A 17,205-nucleotide genomic window follows, 5' to 3' on the forward strand; every position below is an offset into this window, starting at 1 on the left:
GAGGTCGAGGTACTGCTCCTCGCTCACGTCGACCGCGACGCCGAGCAGCTCGCCGCCCCGGAACGGGAACGGGTTCGTGTACTCGCCGCTCACGGCATCCGCGCTGTCGTAGCCGACGCAGAGCCCGTCGCCGCAGAGCGTGAACTTGCCCACCTGCGCGCGCATCGGCCCCTCGGCGACGATCTGGTCGTCGACGTAGAGCTTGCACGTGCCGATCGACTCGCCGTGCTCGCCCGCCGACTCCCGCACGAACTCCATGCCGAGCGCGTGGTCGCCGGGCTCCAGCGCCTCCGAGACGAAGTGCTGCTCCGGCGGGATGCCGAGGAAGTTGTACACGTAGTGCAGCCGGCCGTCCTTCAGGAACAGCGAGTGCCCGCCGAAACGCGAGCCGTGCGCGAAGATCACGCCCTCCGTGCCGGCCTCGAGCCGCACGTCGGCGATGATCTTGAACGAGCGCCCGCGCACGTTCACCGCGACGCTCTCCGGCACGGCGCCCGTGTCGGGGTAGTAGACGTAGCGGGTGCGCGGCGGCTCGGCCTGCGGCCGTTCGACGGTCAGCTGATCGCGGGCCGATCGGTCGTCGAGCGGCAGGGCATGGTTCTTCTCGGCCTCGGCGAACCAGACGTCGATGAGCTCCCGCAGCTTCTCGGGGTGCTCGGCGGCCAGGTCCTTCGACTCGGAGCGGTCGGCGTCGACGTGGTACAGCTCCCAGCGGTCCTCGTCGAAGCGGCCGTGGCCGGTGAGCGGGGCGTGGATGGCGGACGCCTTCCAACCGTCCTGCCAGATGCCGCGGGTGCCGAGCATCGTGTAGTACTGCACGTGCTTCTCGGTCGGCCCGTCGGGGGCGGCGTCGAAGCTGTACTTCATCGACACCCCGTCGAGCGGCCGCTGCTCGATGCCGCGGAACACCTGCGGGAACTCCACCCCGATGACGTCGAGGATCGTCGCGACCACGTCCGTCGAGTGGTGGTACTGGTGCCGCACCTCGCCCTTCGCCCGGATGCCGGCGGGCCAGTGCACGATCATCGGGTCGCACGTGCCGCCCGAGAACTGCGAGTACCGCTTGAACATCTGGAACGGCGTCGAGAACGCCGCCGCCCAGCCCGTCGGGTAGTGGTTGTACGTCTCCGGGCCGCCGAGCACGTCGATCTTCGCGAGGTTCTCGGCGAGGTCGTCGGGGAAGCCGTTGAAGAACTTGTTCTCGTTCACCGAGCCGTCGGGCGAGCCCTCGCCGGACGCCCCGTTGTCGGCGCAGTAGAAGATGAGCGTGTTGTCGAGCTGGCCGGATGCCTCGAGGTAGTCGATCACGCGGCCGATCTGCGCGTCGGTGTACTCGCTGAAGCCCGCGAAGACCTCGGCCATGCGGCTGAACAGGCGCTGCTCGTCGGCCGAGAGCTCGGCCCACGGCTTCACCCAGTCGGCCGGGTTGGCCTCGTCCTCCGGCATCGGGTTCAGCGGGGTCAGCTCGGTGCCCTCGGGCAGGATGCCGCGTTCGATCATCCGCTCCAGCACCCAGCCGCGGTACGCGTCGTAGCCGTCGTCGAAGACGCCGCGGTACTTCTCGATGTACTCCTCGGGCGCGTGGTGCGGGGCGTGGTTCGCGCCGGGGCAGAACCAGGTGAACCACGGCTTGGAGGGGTTCGAGGACTTCTGGTCGCGGATCATCCGGATGGCCTGATCGGCAAGGTCTTTCGAGAGGTGGTAGCCCTCCTCCGGGGTGTACGGCGGCTCGATGAAGCGGTTGTCCTCCACCAGGTCGGGGTACCAGTTGTTCGTCTCGCCGCCGAGGAAGCCGTAGAAGCGGTCGAAGCCCATCGCGAGCGGCCACTGCGCCTTGCTGCCGCCGGCGGAGACGTCCTCCTCGGGCACGTTGTGGTTCTTGCCGAGCCAGAAGGTCGAGTAGCCGTTCTGCTGCAGCACCTGGCCGATCGTGGCGCAGTCCTCGGGGATGTGCCCGGCGTAGCCGGGGAACCCGTTCGTGCCCTCCATGATGCTGCCCATGCCGTTCACGTTGTGATTGCGGCCGGTGAGGAACGTCGAGCGCGTCGGCGAGCAGAGCGCCGTGGTGTGCCACTGGGTGTAGGTCAGGCCGTTCTCGGCGAGCCGGTCGAGCGTGGGCATGTTGATGCGCCCGCCGTACGGCGACCAGGACGCGAGCCCCGTGTCGTCGTAGAGGATCACCAGGATGTTCGGTGCTCCCTCGGGCGCCTTCGGCTGCGCGTAGGGCGCCCAGTCGGCCACCGAATCACGCACATCGAGCGCGATCTTGCCTGAGAACGCCGGCTTGCCTGTGGACTCGTTCGCCATGGATCCCCCCGGATGCCAGGCGGTCGCGCGGGCGACCGCGAATCAGCGCGGCGGCGTCGCCGCACCCCTCACGCTACTGACGGATGCCTCGCCTGGGAAGAGCCTCCGATGGCAGCGCAACCCCATGGTGCCCGGTTCGACCGGCCACCTAGACTGCGGACCATGCGCGCCACCCTGAGAGGTCTCTCCACCGTCGTCCCGGCCACGGTCCTCGTGCAGCCCGAGGTGCGCGACGTGTTCGCCGCGCAACCCGGGCTCAACCGGCTCGGCCAGCGCATCGTCGGCACGAGCTTCGACGTCTCCGGCATCGAGACCCGGCACACCGTGCTCGCCGAGCTGACCCGCGCCGCGCAGGCCGACGACCCGGTGTTCTACGACGCGGCGAGCGGTGAGCTGCTGCTGCCGGGCACCAAGGCGCGCAACGAGCTGTACATCGAGCACGCCACCCGGCTCTACCTCGAGGCCGGAGCGGCGGCCATCGCCGCGACGCCCGGCCTCGACGCCGCCGACGTCACGCATGTCATCACGGTGAGCTGCACGGGCTTCTACGCGCCGGGGCCCGACTACGTGCTCGCCCGCGACCTCGGCCTCGACCCCGGGGTGCAGCGCTATCACCTCGGCTTCATGGGCTGCTACGCCGCCATCCCGGCGCTGCGCTTGGCGAGCCAGCTCTGCGAAGCCGACCCCGACGCCGTCGTGCTCGTCGTCTCGGTCGAGCTCTGCACCCTGCACCTGCGCGCCTCGAACGACCCCGACACGATCGTCGCCTCCTCGCTCTTCGCCGACGGCGCCGGGGCCGCGATCGTCAGCACCCGCGAGCCGGGGCCGGGCGAGCCCGCGTACCTGCTCGACGGCTTCGCCACCCGGATCACGCCGGTCGGCGAGGGCGACATGGCGTGGAAGATCGGCGACCACGGCTTCGAGATGGTGCTCTCCACGGCGGTGCCGGCGATCATCGACGCGCACATCACCGGCGCCCTCGAGCCGCTCTTCGCGCAGGAGGACGGGCTCGCGGCCGCGCTCGCCGCGGATGCCTCGAGCGAGGCCGTCGAGCACTGGGCCATCCATCCCGGCGGACGCAGCATCCTCGACAAGGTGGAGGCGCGGCTGGCACTGAGCGAGGCGCAGCTGGCGCCCGCCCGGGGCATCCTCCGCGAGTACGGCAACATGTCCAGCGCGACCGTGCTGTTCGTGCTGCAGCGCATCCTCGACGGCGCCGACGCCGCCCGCCCCGGCGGCGAGGCGACCGCCCGACCCGCGATGCCGGGGGAGCGCGTCGCCGCGATGGCCTTCGGCCCGGGGCTCACCGTCGAGTCCGCCCTGCTCACCGTGGCCGGCTGAGCGGGCCGGCGATGGGCTGGTGGCGAGCGCTCGGCAGCCGCGACGCCGACGCGGTCGAGCTGATGGACGATCCCGAGTGCGACGAGGCGGCGCTCGCGAAGACCTACGCGCGCTTCACACCCGTGAACCGGGCGGTGTCCGCGCCGCGCGAGCGCTACCTGCGGTGGATCCGGCCGCGCCTCTCGCCCGTGTTCGAGACGCGCCTGCTCGACGTCGGCACGGGCGCCGCCGACCTGCCGGCCCTCTGGCTGCGCTGGGCCGCCGCGGACGGGCTGCGGCTGCGGGTCACGGCGATCGACCCCGAGCGGCGCGCGCTCGACTTCGCCGCCGCGCGCACGGCGGGCCTCGAGGGGCTCACCCTGCTCGACGCGACGACCGCCGAGCTCGCCGCCGCGGACGAGCACTTCGACCTCGTCTGCTCGAACCACGTGCTGCACCACCTCGACGGCCGCGAGTTCGGCGCCCTGCTCGCCGACTCGGAACGGCTCGCCGAGCTCGGCGGCACCGTGGTGCACGCCGACATCGAGCGGAGCCGGCTCGCCTACGCGGCGTTCGCGGTGGGCACGCTGCCGTTCGAGGCGACGCTGCTGCGCGGCTCGTTCATCCGCGCGGACGGGCTGACGTCGATCCGGCGCAGCCACACCGCCGCCGAGCTCGAGGCGATCCTGCCGGCGGGGTGGCGGGTGCGCCGGGCGTTCCCGGCGCGGCTGGAGCTCGTCTGGCAGGCGGATGCCGCGGGGCGCTCGCGTGTCTGACGACGCCCCCGCCCGGTGCGACGTCGTGATCGTGGGCGGCGGGCCGGTCGGCCTGCTGCTCGCGGTGCTGCTCGCGCAGCGCGGGTTCGAGCCGGTCGTGCTCGAACGGCGCACCGGCATCGCGACCCGGCCGAAGGCGGTCGGCGTGCATGCGCCCGGCTGGCGGGCGCTCGAGTCGGCCGGGGTCGCCGAGCGACTGGAGCCGAGCAGCGTCGCGATCGTCGGCGGCGCGGTCGAGTGCGACGGGCGCGTGCTCGGGCGGATGCGGTTCCCCGGCGACGCCGCGGTGCGCTCCGTGCCGCAGCACCTCGTCGAGGCGGCGCTCGAGGCGAGGCTCGCCGAGCTGCGGCCGGGGGCGCTGCGGCGCGGGGTCGAGGCGGTCGGCGTCGAGGCGGTCGGGATCGAGTCGAGCTCTGGCGCGCACTCGGCGCGAGCGGGGGTCCGCGTGCGGCTCCTCGACGGCGCGGAGCTCGCGGCGGAGTACGCCGTGCTCGCGGACGGGGTGCGCAGCCGGCTCCGCGCAGAGCTCGGCATCGCCTGGCGGCTGCGCCGCGGGAGCGCCCGCTACGCGATGGCCGACGTCACGGGGCCCGAGGCGAGCGGCGTCGCCGCGGGGTCCGCCGCCGAGGCGCGGCTCTGCTTCGAGCGCGACGGGGTCGTCGAGGCGCTGCCGATCCCGGGCGGGCTCCGCTGGGTGACGCACCTGGGGCGGTCGGGCGGACGCCGTCCCGATCGCTCGGTTTCCTCGGTGTCCGCTGCGCCCTCCGCGTCCGACTGGCCGGATGCCGCGGCGTTCGCCTCGCTCGTCGCGGACCGCGTGGGCGCGCGCCTCCCCAGCGACATCGAACCGAGCGGGTTCGTCGCCCGGCAGCGACTCGCCGCACGCTTCGCGGTCGGACGCCTCGCGCTCGCCGGCGACGCCGCGCACGAGATCAGCCCGATCGGCGGGCAGGGCATGAGCCTCGGCTTCCGCGACGCCGAGGAGCTCGCCGAAGCGGTGGCCGGGGCGCTCACTGCGGCGTCGCCGAGCGGCGGGCCGGCGGGCGCGGGCGCTTCAGCGCCGTTCGCGGCCTACGCGCGGCGCCGTCGTCGGGCGGCGTCCCGGGCGATCCGCCGGGCGGCGTTCAACATGGCGATGGGCGGGCCGGCCCGAGGCATCCGCCTCGCCCTGCGGAACCTCGCCGTGCGCCTGCTCGCGCTGCCCCCGGCGCGCGCCGCACTGGCCCGCGTCTTCACGATGCGCGGGCTGTGAGGCGCCGGGTTCAGATCCGGCTGAGCACGAAGACCGGGATCTGCCGCTCGGTCTTCGTCTGGTAGTTCGCGTAGTCGGGCCAGGTCTCGTTGGCCCGGGCCCACCACTCCTCGCGCTCGGCGCCCTCGACCTCGCGGGCGAGATAGTCGTGCTTCTCGTCGCCGTCCTGGAGCTCGACCTCGGGGTGCGCCTTGAGGTTCCAGTACCACTGCGGGTGCTCGGGTGCGCCGCCGCGCGAGGCGACCACCGCGTACTCGCCGTCGTGCTCGACGCGCATGAGCGCCGTCTTGCGCAGCTTGCCGGACTTCGCGCCGAGCGTCGTCAGCACGATGATGGGCCGGCCGCGCAGTTCGTTGGCCTCGGCGCCCTCGGACGCCTCGAAGGCCTCGGCCTGCTTGCGCGCCCACTCGGAGGTGCTCGGTGCGTACTCGCCCTGCAGCGGCATGGGGATTCCCTTCGTCGAAACGGCTGCGTCTGCAGCTTCAACGGTACGCCGCCCGGAACCCTTCCCGCCGTCGCAGTTCGTGCGCCCGGGGCATCCGGCCGATGTCGGCGGCCTCCGGCAGAATGCTCAGGTGACCGGCATGAAGACCTTCTGGCAGGCCCTCCCCACCGAGGGGCGCTGGCTGCTGTCCACCGTCGCCATCCAGACGCTCGGGCGCGGCATGACGCTGCCGTTCACCATCATCTACCTGCACGAGGTGCGGGGCTTCGACCTCGGGCTCTCCGGGGCGCTGATGAGCCTCATCGCGGTCACCGGGCTCCTCGTCACCGGGCCGGGCGGCACCCTCATCGACCGCTACGGCGCCAAGCGGGTGCTGCTCGTCGGGCTCGCGGCGATGATCGCGGGCTGCACGCTGCTCGCCTTCGCCACCCATCCCGCGGTCGCCGCGGTCGCCCTCGTGCTCATCGGCGTGAATTTCGGCGTCTCCTGGCCCGGCTTCAACGCACTCATCGCCACGGTCGTCGACGGCGAGGTGCGGCAGCAGTACTTCGGCGTGAACTTCGCGCTCGTGAACCTCGGCATCGGCGTCGGCGGCATCATCGGCGGCTTCTTCGTCGACGTGCACAACCCGAGCACGTTCACCGCGATCTTCCTCGTCGACGCGGTATCGACGCTCATCCCCATGGCGCTGCTGCTCGGGCCGCTGCGCCGCGTGCGCACCCAGGGCGACCCCGAGCCGGGCGAGGCGCCCGTCGCGGGGTACCGGGCCATCCTGCGGCAGCCGGCCGTGCTGTGGCTGACGCTCCTCACCTTCATCTCGGTGTTCATCGGCTACGGGCAGATGGAGGCCGGCTTCCCGGCGTTCGCCCGGCAGGTGTCCGAGGTGTCGACGCGGGTCGTCGGCCTCTCCTTCGCCGTCAACACCGCGGTCATCGTGCTGCTGCAGTTCACCGTGCTGCGGCTCATCAGCGGACGGCGGCGCACCCGGGTCATGCAGGTCATGGCGCTCATCTGGGCGGTGTCGTGGCTGCTGCTCGGGGCCACCGGCCTGCTGCCCGACTCGCTCGCGGCCGCGATCGGCGTGCTCGCGTTCATGGGCGTCTTCGCCTTCGGCGAGACCATGCTGCAACCCACGGTGCCCGCGATCTACAACGACCTCGCGAGCGACCGCAATCGGGGCCGCTACAACGCGATCAACTCCGCGGCGTTCCAGGGCGGTGCGATCACGGGTCCCGTCGCCGCGGGCGTGCTGCTCGGCGAGGGGCTGTCCGGCTGGTTCATCGCGGTCATGGTCGCCGGCTGCGTCGCGATCTGCGTGCTCGCGATCGCCCTCGAGCGCCGGGTGTCGCCCGCCGCGAACGGCGTCACCGCCGACGCGGCGGCCGACGGCGCAGCGGCCGGCGGCGCAGCGGCCGGCGGCGCCGCGGGCGCCGGGGCCCCGGGCGCCGGGGCCCCCGAGGCGGCGGGCGACGCGAGCGAGCGCTAGCGACTGCGCGGCAGGGGCGGCACCATCGTGCGGATCGCCCAGCCGAACAGCAGGAACAGCACGCCCGCGCCGCCGGCGAAGAGCGCCATGCCGAACGAGATCACCGAGGTGAAGAGCGAGGCGCGCAGGAACGAGGCGTTCATCACGACCGGTCGCAGCGGGTCGTCCTGATCGAGTTCGGCGTACGTCTTGCCGTCGGCCATCTCGCGTGCGTGCATGTCGATGACCCCGGCCTGCACGAACGCGTCGATCGGCCCGTCGACGACCTTGCCCGCGAGGATCGGGGCGTCGTCGGGGATCACGATGTTCTCGGCACGCAACTGCGACGACACGCCGACCCACGCCACGACGGCCACGATGATCAGCAGGATTCCGCCGATGATGCCGGCGAGCCCGGTCAGCCGCACCACGTTCACCTGCGTGCGGTTCAGCACCGCGCCGCCCGCCTCGAACTCTTCGGTCATGCGTCCATCCCCCTTGGAGCGCGGCCGCTCCGGGGTCGTCCGGAGCGCGTCCGATGCGCCCACCGTAGCGGAGGGGCCGCACCCGCGTCGAGGCATCCACCAGCGCCACTTCGGCGTCGTCGCGCCCACTGAAGTGGCGCGTGGCGGCCGATGTGGCGCTGGCGGGGAAGGGATGGAGCGGGGACGGATGCCGGGGCGGCAGAGCCCGGGCTACTCGTCGAGCAGCTCGGCCTCGACGACGTCGTCCTCACCGGCGGAGCCGGTGCCGGGCACCTCCGCGCGCGACACCGTGAGCGCCTCGCCGTCGTCGGCGAGCCCCACCACGACGGTGTCGCCGTCGCGGATCGAGCCGTCGAGCAGCGCCCGGGCGAGCCGGTCGTCGATCTCCCGCTGCATGAGCCGGCGCAGCGGCCGCGCGCCGTAGAGCGGGTCGTAGCCGCGCTCGGCGAGCCAGGCCCGGGCGTCGGGCGTGACCCCGAGCTCGAGCCGCCGCTCGTGCAGCCGGGCGGTGAGCCGGTCGATGTAGAGGCCGACGATCTCGCCGAGGTCCTGCTGGCTGAGCGCCGAGAACACGACGATGTCGTCGAGCCGGTTCACGAACTCGGGCTTGAACGACTGCCGCACGGTCTGCAGCACCGCCTGCTCCTTCTCGTCCCACGTGAGCGAGGGGTCGACGAGGTAGTGCGAGCCCAGGTTCGAGGTGAGGATCAGGATCGTGTTGCGGAAGTCGACCGTGCGCCCCTGGCCGTCGGTGAGCCGCCCGTCGTCGAGCACCTGCAGCAGCACGTCGAACACCTCGGGGTGCGCCTTCTCGACCTCGTCGAAGAGGATCACCGAGTACGGCCGACGCCGCACCGCCTCGGTCAGCTGCCCGCCCTGGTCGTAGCCGACGTATCCGGGCGGGGCGCCGACGAGCCGCGACACGGAGTGCTTCTCGCCGTACTCCGACATGTCGATGCGCACCATGGCGTGCTCGTCGTCGAAGAGGAACTCCGCGAGCGCCTTCGCCAGCTCGGTCTTGCCGACGCCGGTGGGCCCGAGGAAGAGGAACGAGCCCGTCGGGCGGTTCGGGTCGTTGATGCCCGCGCGCGAGCGGCGCACGGCATCGGCGACCGCGGCCACCGCGGGCTTCTGGCCGATGAGGCGCTTGCCGAGCTCGCGCTCGAGGTGCAGCAGCTTCTCGGTCTCGCCCTGCATGAGGCGGCCGACGGGGATGCCGGTCCAGGCGGCGATCACGGCGGCGATGTCCTCGTCGGTGACCTGCTCGTTGACCATGCGGCCCTCGCTGGCGTCGGCCGTGGCATCCGCCCGCTCCGCCTCGACGAGGTCGCGCTCGAGGCGCTTGATGGTCTCGTACTCGAGCTTCGAGGCGCGCGCGTAGTCGGCCTCGCGCATGGCGCGGTCGCGCTCGGTGACGGCCTCGTCGAGCTGCTTCTTCAGCTCGCCGACGCGGTTCAGCCCCTGGCGCTCGCGCGCCCAGCGCGCCTCGAGGGCGGCGAGTTCGCGCTCCTGCTCGACGAGGGTCTCGCGGAGCTTCGCGAGACGCTCCTTGGAGGCGTCGTCCTTCTCCTTCTTGAGGGCGAGCTCCTCGAGCTTCATGCGGTCGACCTGGCGCTTGAGCTGGTCGATCTCGATCGGGCTCGAGTCGATCTCCATCTTCAGTCGGCTCATCGCCTCGTCGATGAGGTCGATCGCCTTGTCGGGCAGCTGCCGCGAGGTGATGTACCGGTTCGACAGCGAGGCCGCCGCGACGAGCGCCGCGTCGGAGATGGTGACGCCGTGGTGCGCCTCGTAGCGCCCCTTGAGTCCGCGGAGGATGGCGATGGTGTCCTCGACCGAGGGCTCGCCGACGTAGACCTGCTGGAAGCGGCGTTCGAGCGCGGCGTCCTTCTCGATGTACTCGCGGTACTCGTCGAGGGTGGTCGCGCCGATGAGGTGCAGCTCGCCGCGGGCGAGCATGGGCTTCAGCATGTTGGATGCCGCGACGGAGCCTTCGCCGCCACCGGCCCCCATGAGCAGGTGCAGCTCGTCGACGAAAGTGATGATGCCGCCCTCGGCCTCGTTGATCTCCTTGAGCACGGCCTTGAGCCGCTCCTCGAACTGGCCGCGGTACATGGCGCCGGCGACGAGCGCGGAGATGTCGAGCGAGACGAGCTGCTTGTCCTTCAGCGATTCGGCGACGTCGCCCGCGACGATGCGCTGGGCGAGCCCTTCGACCACGGCGGTCTTGCCGACGCCGGGCTCGCCGATGAGCACCGGGTTGTTCTTGGTGCGACGCGTGAGCACCTGGCTCACCCGCCGGATCTCCGAGTCCCGGCCGATGACCGGGTCGAGCTTGCCGGCCTTCGCGAGGTCGGTCAGGTTGACGCCGTACTGTTCGAGCGCCGACTTCTGCTCCTCCTGCGAGCTCGGCGCGCCCTGCATGTTCGCCACTCAGTCGATCCTTTCTGGGAACTCGGTCCCGTCGTCCTAAAGTTGAGTCTACTGAACTCAACTTTGGTGCTCGGTTCGATATTCCTGGATGCCTCGGCGGAATCCCCCTGCCGCTCACGGTAGACCGGATGCCTCGGGGCCGCCAGGGCTCAGGACCTGCCGGCCTCCCCAGGTCGGCGATCGAGTGGATGACGGATCGGCCTGCACCGCCCGGTCCAGGTGACGGATCAGCCGCAGACCACCCCGGCATTCGCGCGAGCGCCCCTACGATCGGCTCCATGACCGCGCTCACGCGCCGCTCGCGGATCGGCTACGCGCTCGGCGGCATCGCCTCCGGCACCTACGGCACCGTGCCGGGCCTCATCCTCATGCCGTTCCTCACCGACCTCCTCGGCGTCGAGGCGGCCGTCGCCGGCATGATCGTGTTCGCGCCGAAGGCCTGGGACTTCTTCCTCAACCCGGTCGCCGGCCGGATCAGCGACCGCTCGAGGCATCCGCACGACCGCCGCCGGCCGTTCGTGCTGCGCGCCGGCATCCTGCTCGCGCTCGCCTTCGCCGCCATGTTCTTCGGCCCGACCGCCCCGCCGCTCGCCGGCGCGCTCTGGGTGCTCGCCCTGTTCCTCGCCTCGGCCACCGTGTACGCCTTCTTCCAGGTGCCCTACCTCGCGATGTCGGCCGAGATCACCGACGACTACAGCGAGCGCACCCGGTTGATCGCCTGGCGCGTCGTCGTGTTCAGCCTCGCCATCCTCGTGTCCGGCGCCACGGCGCCCGCACTCGTCGAGCTCGCCGGCGGCGTCGCCGGGTACCGCCTCATGGCCGGGGCGATGGCGGTGCTCATCCTCGTCGGCACGATCGGCGTGTGGTGGGGCACCCGGCGGGTGCCGCTCACCCGCGAGGAGGTCGCGGGCGGTCGCCTCTTCGGGCAGCTCGCCGAGGTGCTGCGCGACCGCGACGCGCGGAACCTCATCGTCGCGTACGTGCTGCAGGCCGTCGCGATCGGCATGGTGCTCGGCGGCGTCGTCTACGTCGCGCGGCACGTCGTGCACGACCCCGGCGTCGCCACCATCGCCTTCGTCTGCTTCGTCGCCCCCGCGATCGTGCTCACCCCGGCGTGGTCGCGGCTCGGCCGGGCGATCGGCAAGCAGCGCGGCTTCGCCGTGGCGACCGGGGTGCTGACCGTCGGGCTGATCGCCCTCCTCGCTGCGCGCTCCGGCGACGTGACCGTGCTGCTCGTCGCCGCGGGCGTCGTCGGCGTCGGGTACGCGGGCACCCAGCTCTTCCCGCTCGCGATGCTGCCCGACCTCGCCGCCGAGGACGCGAAGCGCAGCGGAACCAACCGCATCGGCATGATCTCGGGCGTCTGGTCGGGCTTCGAGCTGCTCGGCTACGCGCTCGGCCCCGCCATCCTCGGCCTCGTGCTCAGCCTCGGCGGGTACCGGGCCTCGGCGGGCGACGTCGTCGCGCAATCGGGCGAGGCGCAGTGGGCGATCGTGCTCGGGGTGTCCGCGATCCCCGCCCTGCTCTGCGCCGTGAGCCTCGTGCCACTGTCGCGGTACCGCCTGGACGCTCGACTGCGGCGGGCGGCGGCTGCCGACGCGGCGCCTCGCGCGGCGGGCTGAGCCGCTACCAGCGCACGGGCACGCGGGCGGCGGAGCGCCCTTCGGCGTCGAGCAGGTGCCCGTTCCGCTTCAGCTCGCGCAGCACGGTCCAGCGCTCGACGATCTCGAGCTCGGCGCCCCAGGCCTGCTCGATGCGCGGCAGCTCGGTGAGCGAGCGCGCGCGGACGCAGACGAAGAGCGGCGCACCGCTCACGAGGATGCCGACCCGGTGCGCCTCGGGCAGCTGCACCGCCCGCGCGGCGGCCGTCTCGACGTCGGCGGCGCGCCCCCAGAGCACGGCCCCGCGCCGGTAGCCCGCCGCGGGCATCGCGAGATCGCAGCCGAGCCGGAGCACCCCGGCCGCGACGGCCCGATCGACCGTGCGACGGGCGGTCGCCTCCGATACGCCGAGCGCGACGCCGAGGGCCGCGGCCGGCATCCGCGGATCCGCCTCGAGCGCATCGGCGAGCTCCGCGACCACGTCCGGTCGCGGCGGCCGGGCCTCCGCGCCCCGCGGCGGGGCGCTGAGCGTGCGCTGCTGGGCGCGCGACAGCACCCGCAGCCGCCAGCCCGAGTCCTCCGCGGGGATCGCCGCGGCGATGTCCGCGCGGTGCACCTCGCCGAATCCGCCGAGCGTGCGCACGCGCTCGCCGAGGGCCGCGAGCCCGGCGCCGCCCGCGGCGAGCACGAGCCAGCCGGCGGAGGTCTCGTCGACGCTCAGCACCCAGCTCAGCCGGGCGAGCTCGTCGATCTGCTCGGGCGGCGTCGCGCGATCGAGCAGGACGACGGCGACGTCGGTGGACGAGGACCAGCGCTCCGGCGTCGGCCAGGCGGTGAGCCAGGCGAGGGATGCCTCGCGCAACGCCTGCCAGTGCCGGGCGACGGTGGCCGGGTCCGCGCCGACGGCCGCGGCGACGCGCGTCCACGGTGCCCGGGCGTCGATCTGCAGCGCGTGCACGACCGCGAGGTCGAGTTCGTCGAAGGCATCCACCTGACGGATCGTACGCAGGCGAGCCGAAGAAGTGAAGGATCGTGTCCAGCGAATCGCGGGAAGGCGAGGGGTGCCTACGCTCGGCTGCATGGCGGCGAGCGAGGCGGCGGTGAGCGGAGCGGCGGCGGGCGAGTCCGCGATGATGGCGACGATCGAGGACCTCGTCGCCATGGCCCCCCGGGCGACCGGGTCGCCTGGCGGCGCGGCCGCGGCGGACTACGTCGAGCGGCGCTTCGCCGAGGCGGGACTGCAGACCGAGGTGCTCGAGGTGCCCTCCTTCGCCTGGCGCGCCGAGGCGTGCGAGCTCCGGCTCGGCGACACGGCGTTCGCCTGCTCGCCGATCCTGCACTCCGGCCTCGCCGGGCACGAGTGGACCGGCGAGGTGCAGCACCGGCTCGACGCCCCCGTCGTCGACATCGGGGCGGACCGGGTGCGCCGCCACGACGTCCGCGGCGCCATTGTGCTGTTCGACCTCAGCTTCGACATGACCGTGGCGCACTCGCTGCCGCTCACCCTCTTCCTGCACGACCCGGGCCGCCGGGTGCTGCGCCGGGAGGTGCTCCGCAGCCGCAACCCCTACGTCACCTCGCTCGCCCGCACGATGCGCGAAGCCGCCGAGGCGGGCGCGGTCGGCGTCATCGGCGTGCTGCGCGACTATCCGGACTCGCGGAGCTACCACAACGAGTACTACCGCCGCACGCTCTTCCCGCTGCCCGGCGTGTGGGTGACCCGCGCCGAGGGGGCGCGGCTGCGCGCGACCCTGGGTCGGCAGTCGCGAGCCCGGCTGACCCTCGACGTCACCCGCCGCGAGGTCGTCTCGCGCAGCGTGATCGGGGTGCTGCCCGGGCGCACCCGCGACGCCGTGATGGTCCAGTCGCACCACGACTCGATCGGGCCCGGCGCGGTGGAGGACGCCTCGGGCACCGCCGCGGTGATCGCCCTCGCCGAGCGCTACGGCGCGGCCGCGCGGGCCGGTGCCGAGCGCGAGAAGACGCTGCTGTTCGTCACCTTCGACACCCACTTCACCGGCTACCAGGCGCACCGGGCGTTCGCCAGGCGCCACGTGCTCGCCCGCGACGCGCCCTGGAACGTGGTGCTCAACGCGACGATCGAGCACATCGGGCTGCGCGCGGTCGAGGGCGCCGACGGCGGCTTCGCCTCGACCGGCGAGACCGAGCCGCGCGGCGTCTTCGTGAACGTGAACCCGGCGTTCACCTGGCGCATCGGGCGCGCGGTGCGTCGCCACGGACTGCACGGCACGAGCCTGCTGGGCGCGGGTGCGCTCGAGTTCTTCGCCGGCGGCATCCCCACCGACGCCTCGTTCACCTTCGTCTCCGGGGTGCCGACCGTGAGCCTCATCTCCGGGCCGCTGTACCTCTACGACGACGCCGACACCATCGACCGCATCGACCGGGCGCAGCTCGTGCCCGTCGTCGACTTCTTCGCCGACGTCGTCGACGACGCCGAGCGGCACGACGGCCGGCGGCTCGGCACGATGCCGGCAAGCCTCCGGCGACGCCTGCCCAGGGGGCGCTGGTGACGGGCGAGCGCCGCGTCGTCGCCTTCCCCGCGCGCGGGATCGACGGCGAGCCGCAGCAGCAGACGGGGCTCCTGCAGCTCCCGGGAACCCGCCCGCCGGCGGGCGGCTTCCCGATCGTCGTCTACGGCCACATGACCACGGGCGGCTCGCCGCGCTCCGCGCCGAGCACGGGCGGGCCCTCGCATCCGGAATGGCGTCGGATGTCGCAGGGCGACGCGCTGTGCGACGCGCTCCTCGCCCGGGGCGTCGCGGTGCTGCGCCCCGACTACGAGGGCATCGGCGGCCCGGGCGTGCACCCGTACCTGATCGGCGGCTCGCTCGCCGAGTCGATGACCGCGATGGTGCGGGCGCGGGCCGCGTTCGGCGCGCCGCTCGGAAACGCGTGGGTGGCGGCCGGCCACTCGGAGGGTGCGGTCGCGGCACTGCACGCCTCGGTCGCCGCCGAGCCGGATGCCGCGTCCCGCCTGCTCGGCACGGCCGCCTTCGCGCCGGTCACGCGCATGGACCGCAGCATCGCCGCCGCGGTGCGGCTCGGGGTGCGCTTTCCCGGCTCCGGGATCGTCTCGGCCCTCGTCGCGCTCATGCTGCGCGGGGCGGCGACGGGCGACGAGCGCATGCGGGAGCTCATCGCGAGCGACGGCCTGAGCCCGGCGGCCGCGGCGCGCTGGACCGAGCTCGACGAGCGCTGCCTCACGGAGCTGGCCGGCCCCGACTCCTGGGGCGCGATCGCGCCCGGGCGGATCGGCGGGGTCCGCGGCGAGGAGCTGTTCCAGCGCCTCTTCGCCTCGTTCCGGGCGAACGAGGTGGCCGGACTGCGCGGCTTCCGCGCGCCCGTGCGCATCGACGCCGCGCGCTTCGACGAGGTCGCGCCGGCGCCGCTCTCCGCCGCCCTGCTGCGCGCCTACCGCCGTGCCGGCGTGGAGCTGACGAGCCGCTGGTGGCCGACGCACCACTCCGGCACGATGCATCCGCAGCACGCGCCGTCGCTCGCCGCCGACTGGATCGCCGCGCGCTTCGCCGACTCCGCCGCTCGGGGGTGATCCGCGGCGTCGGATGCCGGCGAGGCATCCATGCGTTGGAATAGACCTGGACCGGCGCCTGTTGCCACCGACGTGGAACGCTTCGGAACCCTCTCCTTCGGTCACTACGGCCCGCTCGGCGGCGGCCGCGAGCTCAGCGCCGCCGACTCGATGCTGCAGGCGGTCGACCTCGCCCAGGGCATGGACGAGCTCGGCGTCAACGGCGTCTACTTCCGCGTGCACCACTTCGCACGCCAGCAGGCCGGGCCCATGCCGCTCCTCGCCGCGATCGCGGCGCGCACCCAGCGCATCGAGATGGGCACCGGCGTCATCGACATGCGCTACGAGAACCCGCTGCACCTCGCCGAGGACGCGGCCGCCGTCGACCTCATCTCCGGCGGGCGACTCGCGCTCGGCGTGAGCCGCGGATCACCCGAGACGGTCGTGCGCGGCTACGAGGCCTTCGGCTACACCGGCTCGCAGGATCCGCGCGGCGCCGACCTCGCCCGCGACCACTTCGCCCGCTTCCTGCAGGCGATCGAGGGCGAGGGGCTCGCGGAGCGGGATGCCTCGTCGCCGTTCGGCGGCGGCACGGGCCTGCAGCGCATCGAACCGCACAGCCCCGGCCTGCGCTCCCGCATCTGGTGGGGCGCCGGCAGCCGCGACACCGCCGAGTGGGCGGGGCGCGCCGGAGTGAACCTGATGTCCTCGACGCTCCTCACGGAGGACCGCGGCATCCCCTTCGACGAGCTGCAGGCCGAGCAGATCGAAGCGTTCCGCGCCGCCTGGCGCGAGGCCGGCCACCCCGGCGAGCCGCGCGTCTCGGTGAGCCGCTCGATCTTCCCGATCACCACGGCCGAGGACGAGCTCTACTTCGGCGGGCGCGACGAGTCCGACGGCGTCGGCTACATCGACGGCTTCCGCTCGACGTTCGGCAAGACCTACGCCGACACCCCCGAGCGCCTCGTCGAGCAGTTGCAGCGCGACGCCGCGATCCGCTCGGCCGACACCCTCATGCTCACCATCCCGTCGCAGCTCGGGGTCGCGTTCAACCTGCGGCTCATCGCGGCCTTCGCGGAGCACGTCGCGCCGAGCCTCGGCTGGAAGCCGACGACGGCCTAGCGGTCGACGGCAGTATTTGCGGGTGCGGCGGCGCGCTGACCCGCAGAAACCGCCGTCGCGCGAGGGCGTGGCACCGGCGCGCTAGCGTCGAGGGATGACCGAGACCGCCGTCGCCGAGCGTCGCGCCCGGCGGCGGGTGGATGCCGGGTTCCTCGCCTGCCTGCTCGGGCCGCTCGCGATCGCCGTGCTCCTGAATGGGGTCGTCCGACCCTGGCTCGCTACGGCGCTCGGCGGGGAACGGCGCTCGAGCATCTCGGGCGTGCGGTCGGCCGACACCTGGTGGTGGTTCGACCCGGCGACGCAGGCGGAGCACCCGTTCCTCACGGGGTTCCTCGAGACCTCGGACGGCGCTCTCGCGATGTGCGCGATCGCCGCGACGGTCGTGCTGCTGCTCGGCCGCTGGGCCGTGCGGGCGGTATTCGCGGGTGCCGCGGCTCGCTGACCCGCAA

14 protein-coding genes are annotated in these 17,205 nt (G+C 73.2%); 9 read left to right on the top strand and 5 right to left on the bottom strand.

Annotated features, from left to right (window positions below):
• The coding region (locus IEY71_RS04855; RefSeq protein WP_189084134.1) for an arylsulfatase at window positions 1-2,307 on the bottom strand (2,307 nt) is incomplete at its 3' end.
• Between the two features lie 162 nt (window positions 2,308-2,469).
• Between IEY71_RS04855 and IEY71_RS04860 the strand changes: the two genes are divergently transcribed.
• From IEY71_RS04860 to IEY71_RS04870, 3 genes are read left to right on the top strand one after another with little or no spacing between them, the layout of a single operon-like run.
• Complete coding sequence (locus IEY71_RS04860; RefSeq protein ID WP_189084135.1) at window positions 2,470-3,648, top strand: type III polyketide synthase; 1,179 nt, start codon at window positions 2,470-2,472, stop codon at window positions 3,646-3,648.
• An 11-nt stretch (window positions 3,649-3,659) separates the two neighbouring features.
• Entirely contained in the window at window positions 3,660-4,403 is a 744-nt protein-coding gene (locus IEY71_RS04865; RefSeq protein WP_189084136.1) for a methyltransferase domain-containing protein, read from the top strand.
• Window positions 4,396-5,655, top strand: a complete 1,260-nt coding sequence (locus IEY71_RS04870; RefSeq protein WP_189084137.1) for an FAD-dependent oxidoreductase — start codon at window positions 4,396-4,398, stop codon at window positions 5,653-5,655. Before IEY71_RS04865 ends, IEY71_RS04870 begins: the two co-directional genes overlap by 8 nt.
• Window positions 5,656-5,665: 10 nt before the next feature.
• Here IEY71_RS04870 and IEY71_RS04875 read toward each other — a convergent pair whose 3' ends face one another.
• Window positions 5,666-6,100 carry a nitroreductase family deazaflavin-dependent oxidoreductase gene (locus tag IEY71_RS04875; RefSeq protein ID WP_189084138.1) on the bottom strand — a complete coding sequence of 145 codons (435 nt, stop codon included), beginning with the start codon at window positions 6,098-6,100 and terminating at the stop codon, window positions 5,666-5,668.
• A 139-nt stretch (window positions 6,101-6,239) separates the two neighbouring features.
• On the opposite strand from IEY71_RS04875, the gene IEY71_RS04880 reads away from it, so the two are divergent.
• Window positions 6,240-7,586: an MFS transporter gene (locus IEY71_RS04880; protein ID WP_189085076.1), complete on the top strand. Its 1,347-nt coding sequence runs from the start codon at window positions 6,240-6,242 to the stop codon at window positions 7,584-7,586.
• Here the strand turns inward: IEY71_RS04880 and IEY71_RS04885 are convergent.
• Window positions 7,583-8,050 (bottom strand): aromatic ring-opening dioxygenase LigA, encoded by a 468-nt coding sequence (locus IEY71_RS04885; RefSeq protein WP_189084139.1) that lies wholly within the window; start codon window positions 8,048-8,050, stop codon window positions 7,583-7,585. The two genes, IEY71_RS04880 and IEY71_RS04885, sit on opposite strands and share 4 nt — an antisense overlap.
• A gap of 210 nt (window positions 8,051-8,260) precedes the next feature.
• Window positions 8,261-10,474: an ATP-dependent Clp protease ATP-binding subunit gene (locus IEY71_RS04890; protein ID WP_189085077.1), complete on the bottom strand. Its 2,214-nt coding sequence runs from the start codon at window positions 10,472-10,474 to the stop codon at window positions 8,261-8,263.
• A 287-nt stretch (window positions 10,475-10,761) separates the two neighbouring features.
• Between IEY71_RS04890 and IEY71_RS04895 the strand changes: the two genes are divergently transcribed.
• A complete protein-coding gene (locus IEY71_RS04895; protein ID WP_189084140.1) occupies window positions 10,762-12,105 on the top strand; it encodes an MFS transporter in 1,344 nt (447 codons plus the stop codon).
• A gap of 4 nt (window positions 12,106-12,109) precedes the next feature.
• On the opposite strand, the gene IEY71_RS04900 is transcribed toward IEY71_RS04895, so the two are convergent.
• Window positions 12,110-13,075 (bottom strand): Lrp/AsnC family transcriptional regulator, encoded by a 966-nt coding sequence (locus tag IEY71_RS04900; RefSeq protein WP_189084141.1) that lies wholly within the window; start codon window positions 13,073-13,075, stop codon window positions 12,110-12,112.
• A gap of 88 nt (window positions 13,076-13,163) precedes the next feature.
• On the opposite strand from IEY71_RS04900, the gene IEY71_RS04905 reads away from it, so the two are divergent.
• From IEY71_RS04905 to IEY71_RS04920, 4 genes are all read left to right on the top strand, one after another.
• Window positions 13,164-14,615, top strand: coding sequence for a M28 family peptidase (locus tag IEY71_RS04905; protein WP_189084142.1), 1,452 nt, complete (start codon window positions 13,164-13,166; stop codon window positions 14,613-14,615).
• The gene (locus tag IEY71_RS04910) at window positions 14,612-15,655 is read left to right on the top strand and encodes a lipase family protein (protein ID WP_189084143.1); all 1,044 of its coding nucleotides are present in this window, start codon (window positions 14,612-14,614) and stop codon (window positions 15,653-15,655) included. The genes IEY71_RS04905 and IEY71_RS04910 overlap by 4 nt, the downstream gene beginning before the upstream one ends.
• Window positions 15,656-15,727: 72 nt before the next feature.
• On the top strand, window positions 15,728-16,756 hold the full coding sequence (locus IEY71_RS04915) for an LLM class flavin-dependent oxidoreductase (protein WP_189084144.1): 1,029 nt from the start codon (window positions 15,728-15,730) through the stop codon (window positions 16,754-16,756).
• A gap of 94 nt (window positions 16,757-16,850) precedes the next feature.
• On the top strand, window positions 16,851-17,198 hold the full coding sequence (locus IEY71_RS04920; protein ID WP_189084145.1) for a hypothetical protein: 348 nt from the start codon (window positions 16,851-16,853) through the stop codon (window positions 17,196-17,198).
• The last annotated feature ends 7 nt before the right edge of the window (window positions 17,199-17,205 follow it).

It is taken from the genome of Agromyces mediolanus, from assembly GCF_014648575.1.
GTDB classification, from domain to species: domain Bacteria; phylum Actinomycetota; class Actinomycetes; order Actinomycetales; family Microbacteriaceae; genus Agromyces; species Agromyces mediolanus.

Coding starts and splice junctions, on each gene's coding strand:
- IEY71_RS04880 (WP_189085076.1), top strand. CDS start 6,240: ATGAAGACCTTCTGGCAGGCCCTCCCCACCGAGGGGCGCTGGCTGCTG.
- IEY71_RS04865 (WP_189084136.1), top strand. CDS start 3,660: ATGGGCTGGTGGCGAGCGCTCGGCAGCCGCGACGCCGACGCGGTCGAG.
- IEY71_RS04890 (WP_189085077.1), bottom strand. CDS start 10,474: ATGCAGGGCGCGCCGAGCTCGCAGGAGGAGCAGAAGTCGGCGCTCGAA.
- IEY71_RS04905 (WP_189084142.1), top strand. CDS start 13,164: ATGGCGGCGAGCGAGGCGGCGGTGAGCGGAGCGGCGGCGGGCGAGTCC.
- IEY71_RS04920 (WP_189084145.1), top strand. CDS start 16,851: ATGACCGAGACCGCCGTCGCCGAGCGTCGCGCCCGGCGGCGGGTGGAT.
- IEY71_RS04885 (WP_189084139.1), bottom strand. CDS start 8,050: ATGACCGAAGAGTTCGAGGCGGGCGGCGCGGTGCTGAACCGCACGCAG.
- IEY71_RS04875 (WP_189084138.1), bottom strand. CDS start 6,100: ATGCCGCTGCAGGGCGAGTACGCACCGAGCACCTCCGAGTGGGCGCGC.
- IEY71_RS04860 (WP_189084135.1), top strand. CDS start 2,470: ATGCGCGCCACCCTGAGAGGTCTCTCCACCGTCGTCCCGGCCACGGTC.
- IEY71_RS04895 (WP_189084140.1), top strand. CDS start 10,762: ATGACCGCGCTCACGCGCCGCTCGCGGATCGGCTACGCGCTCGGCGGC.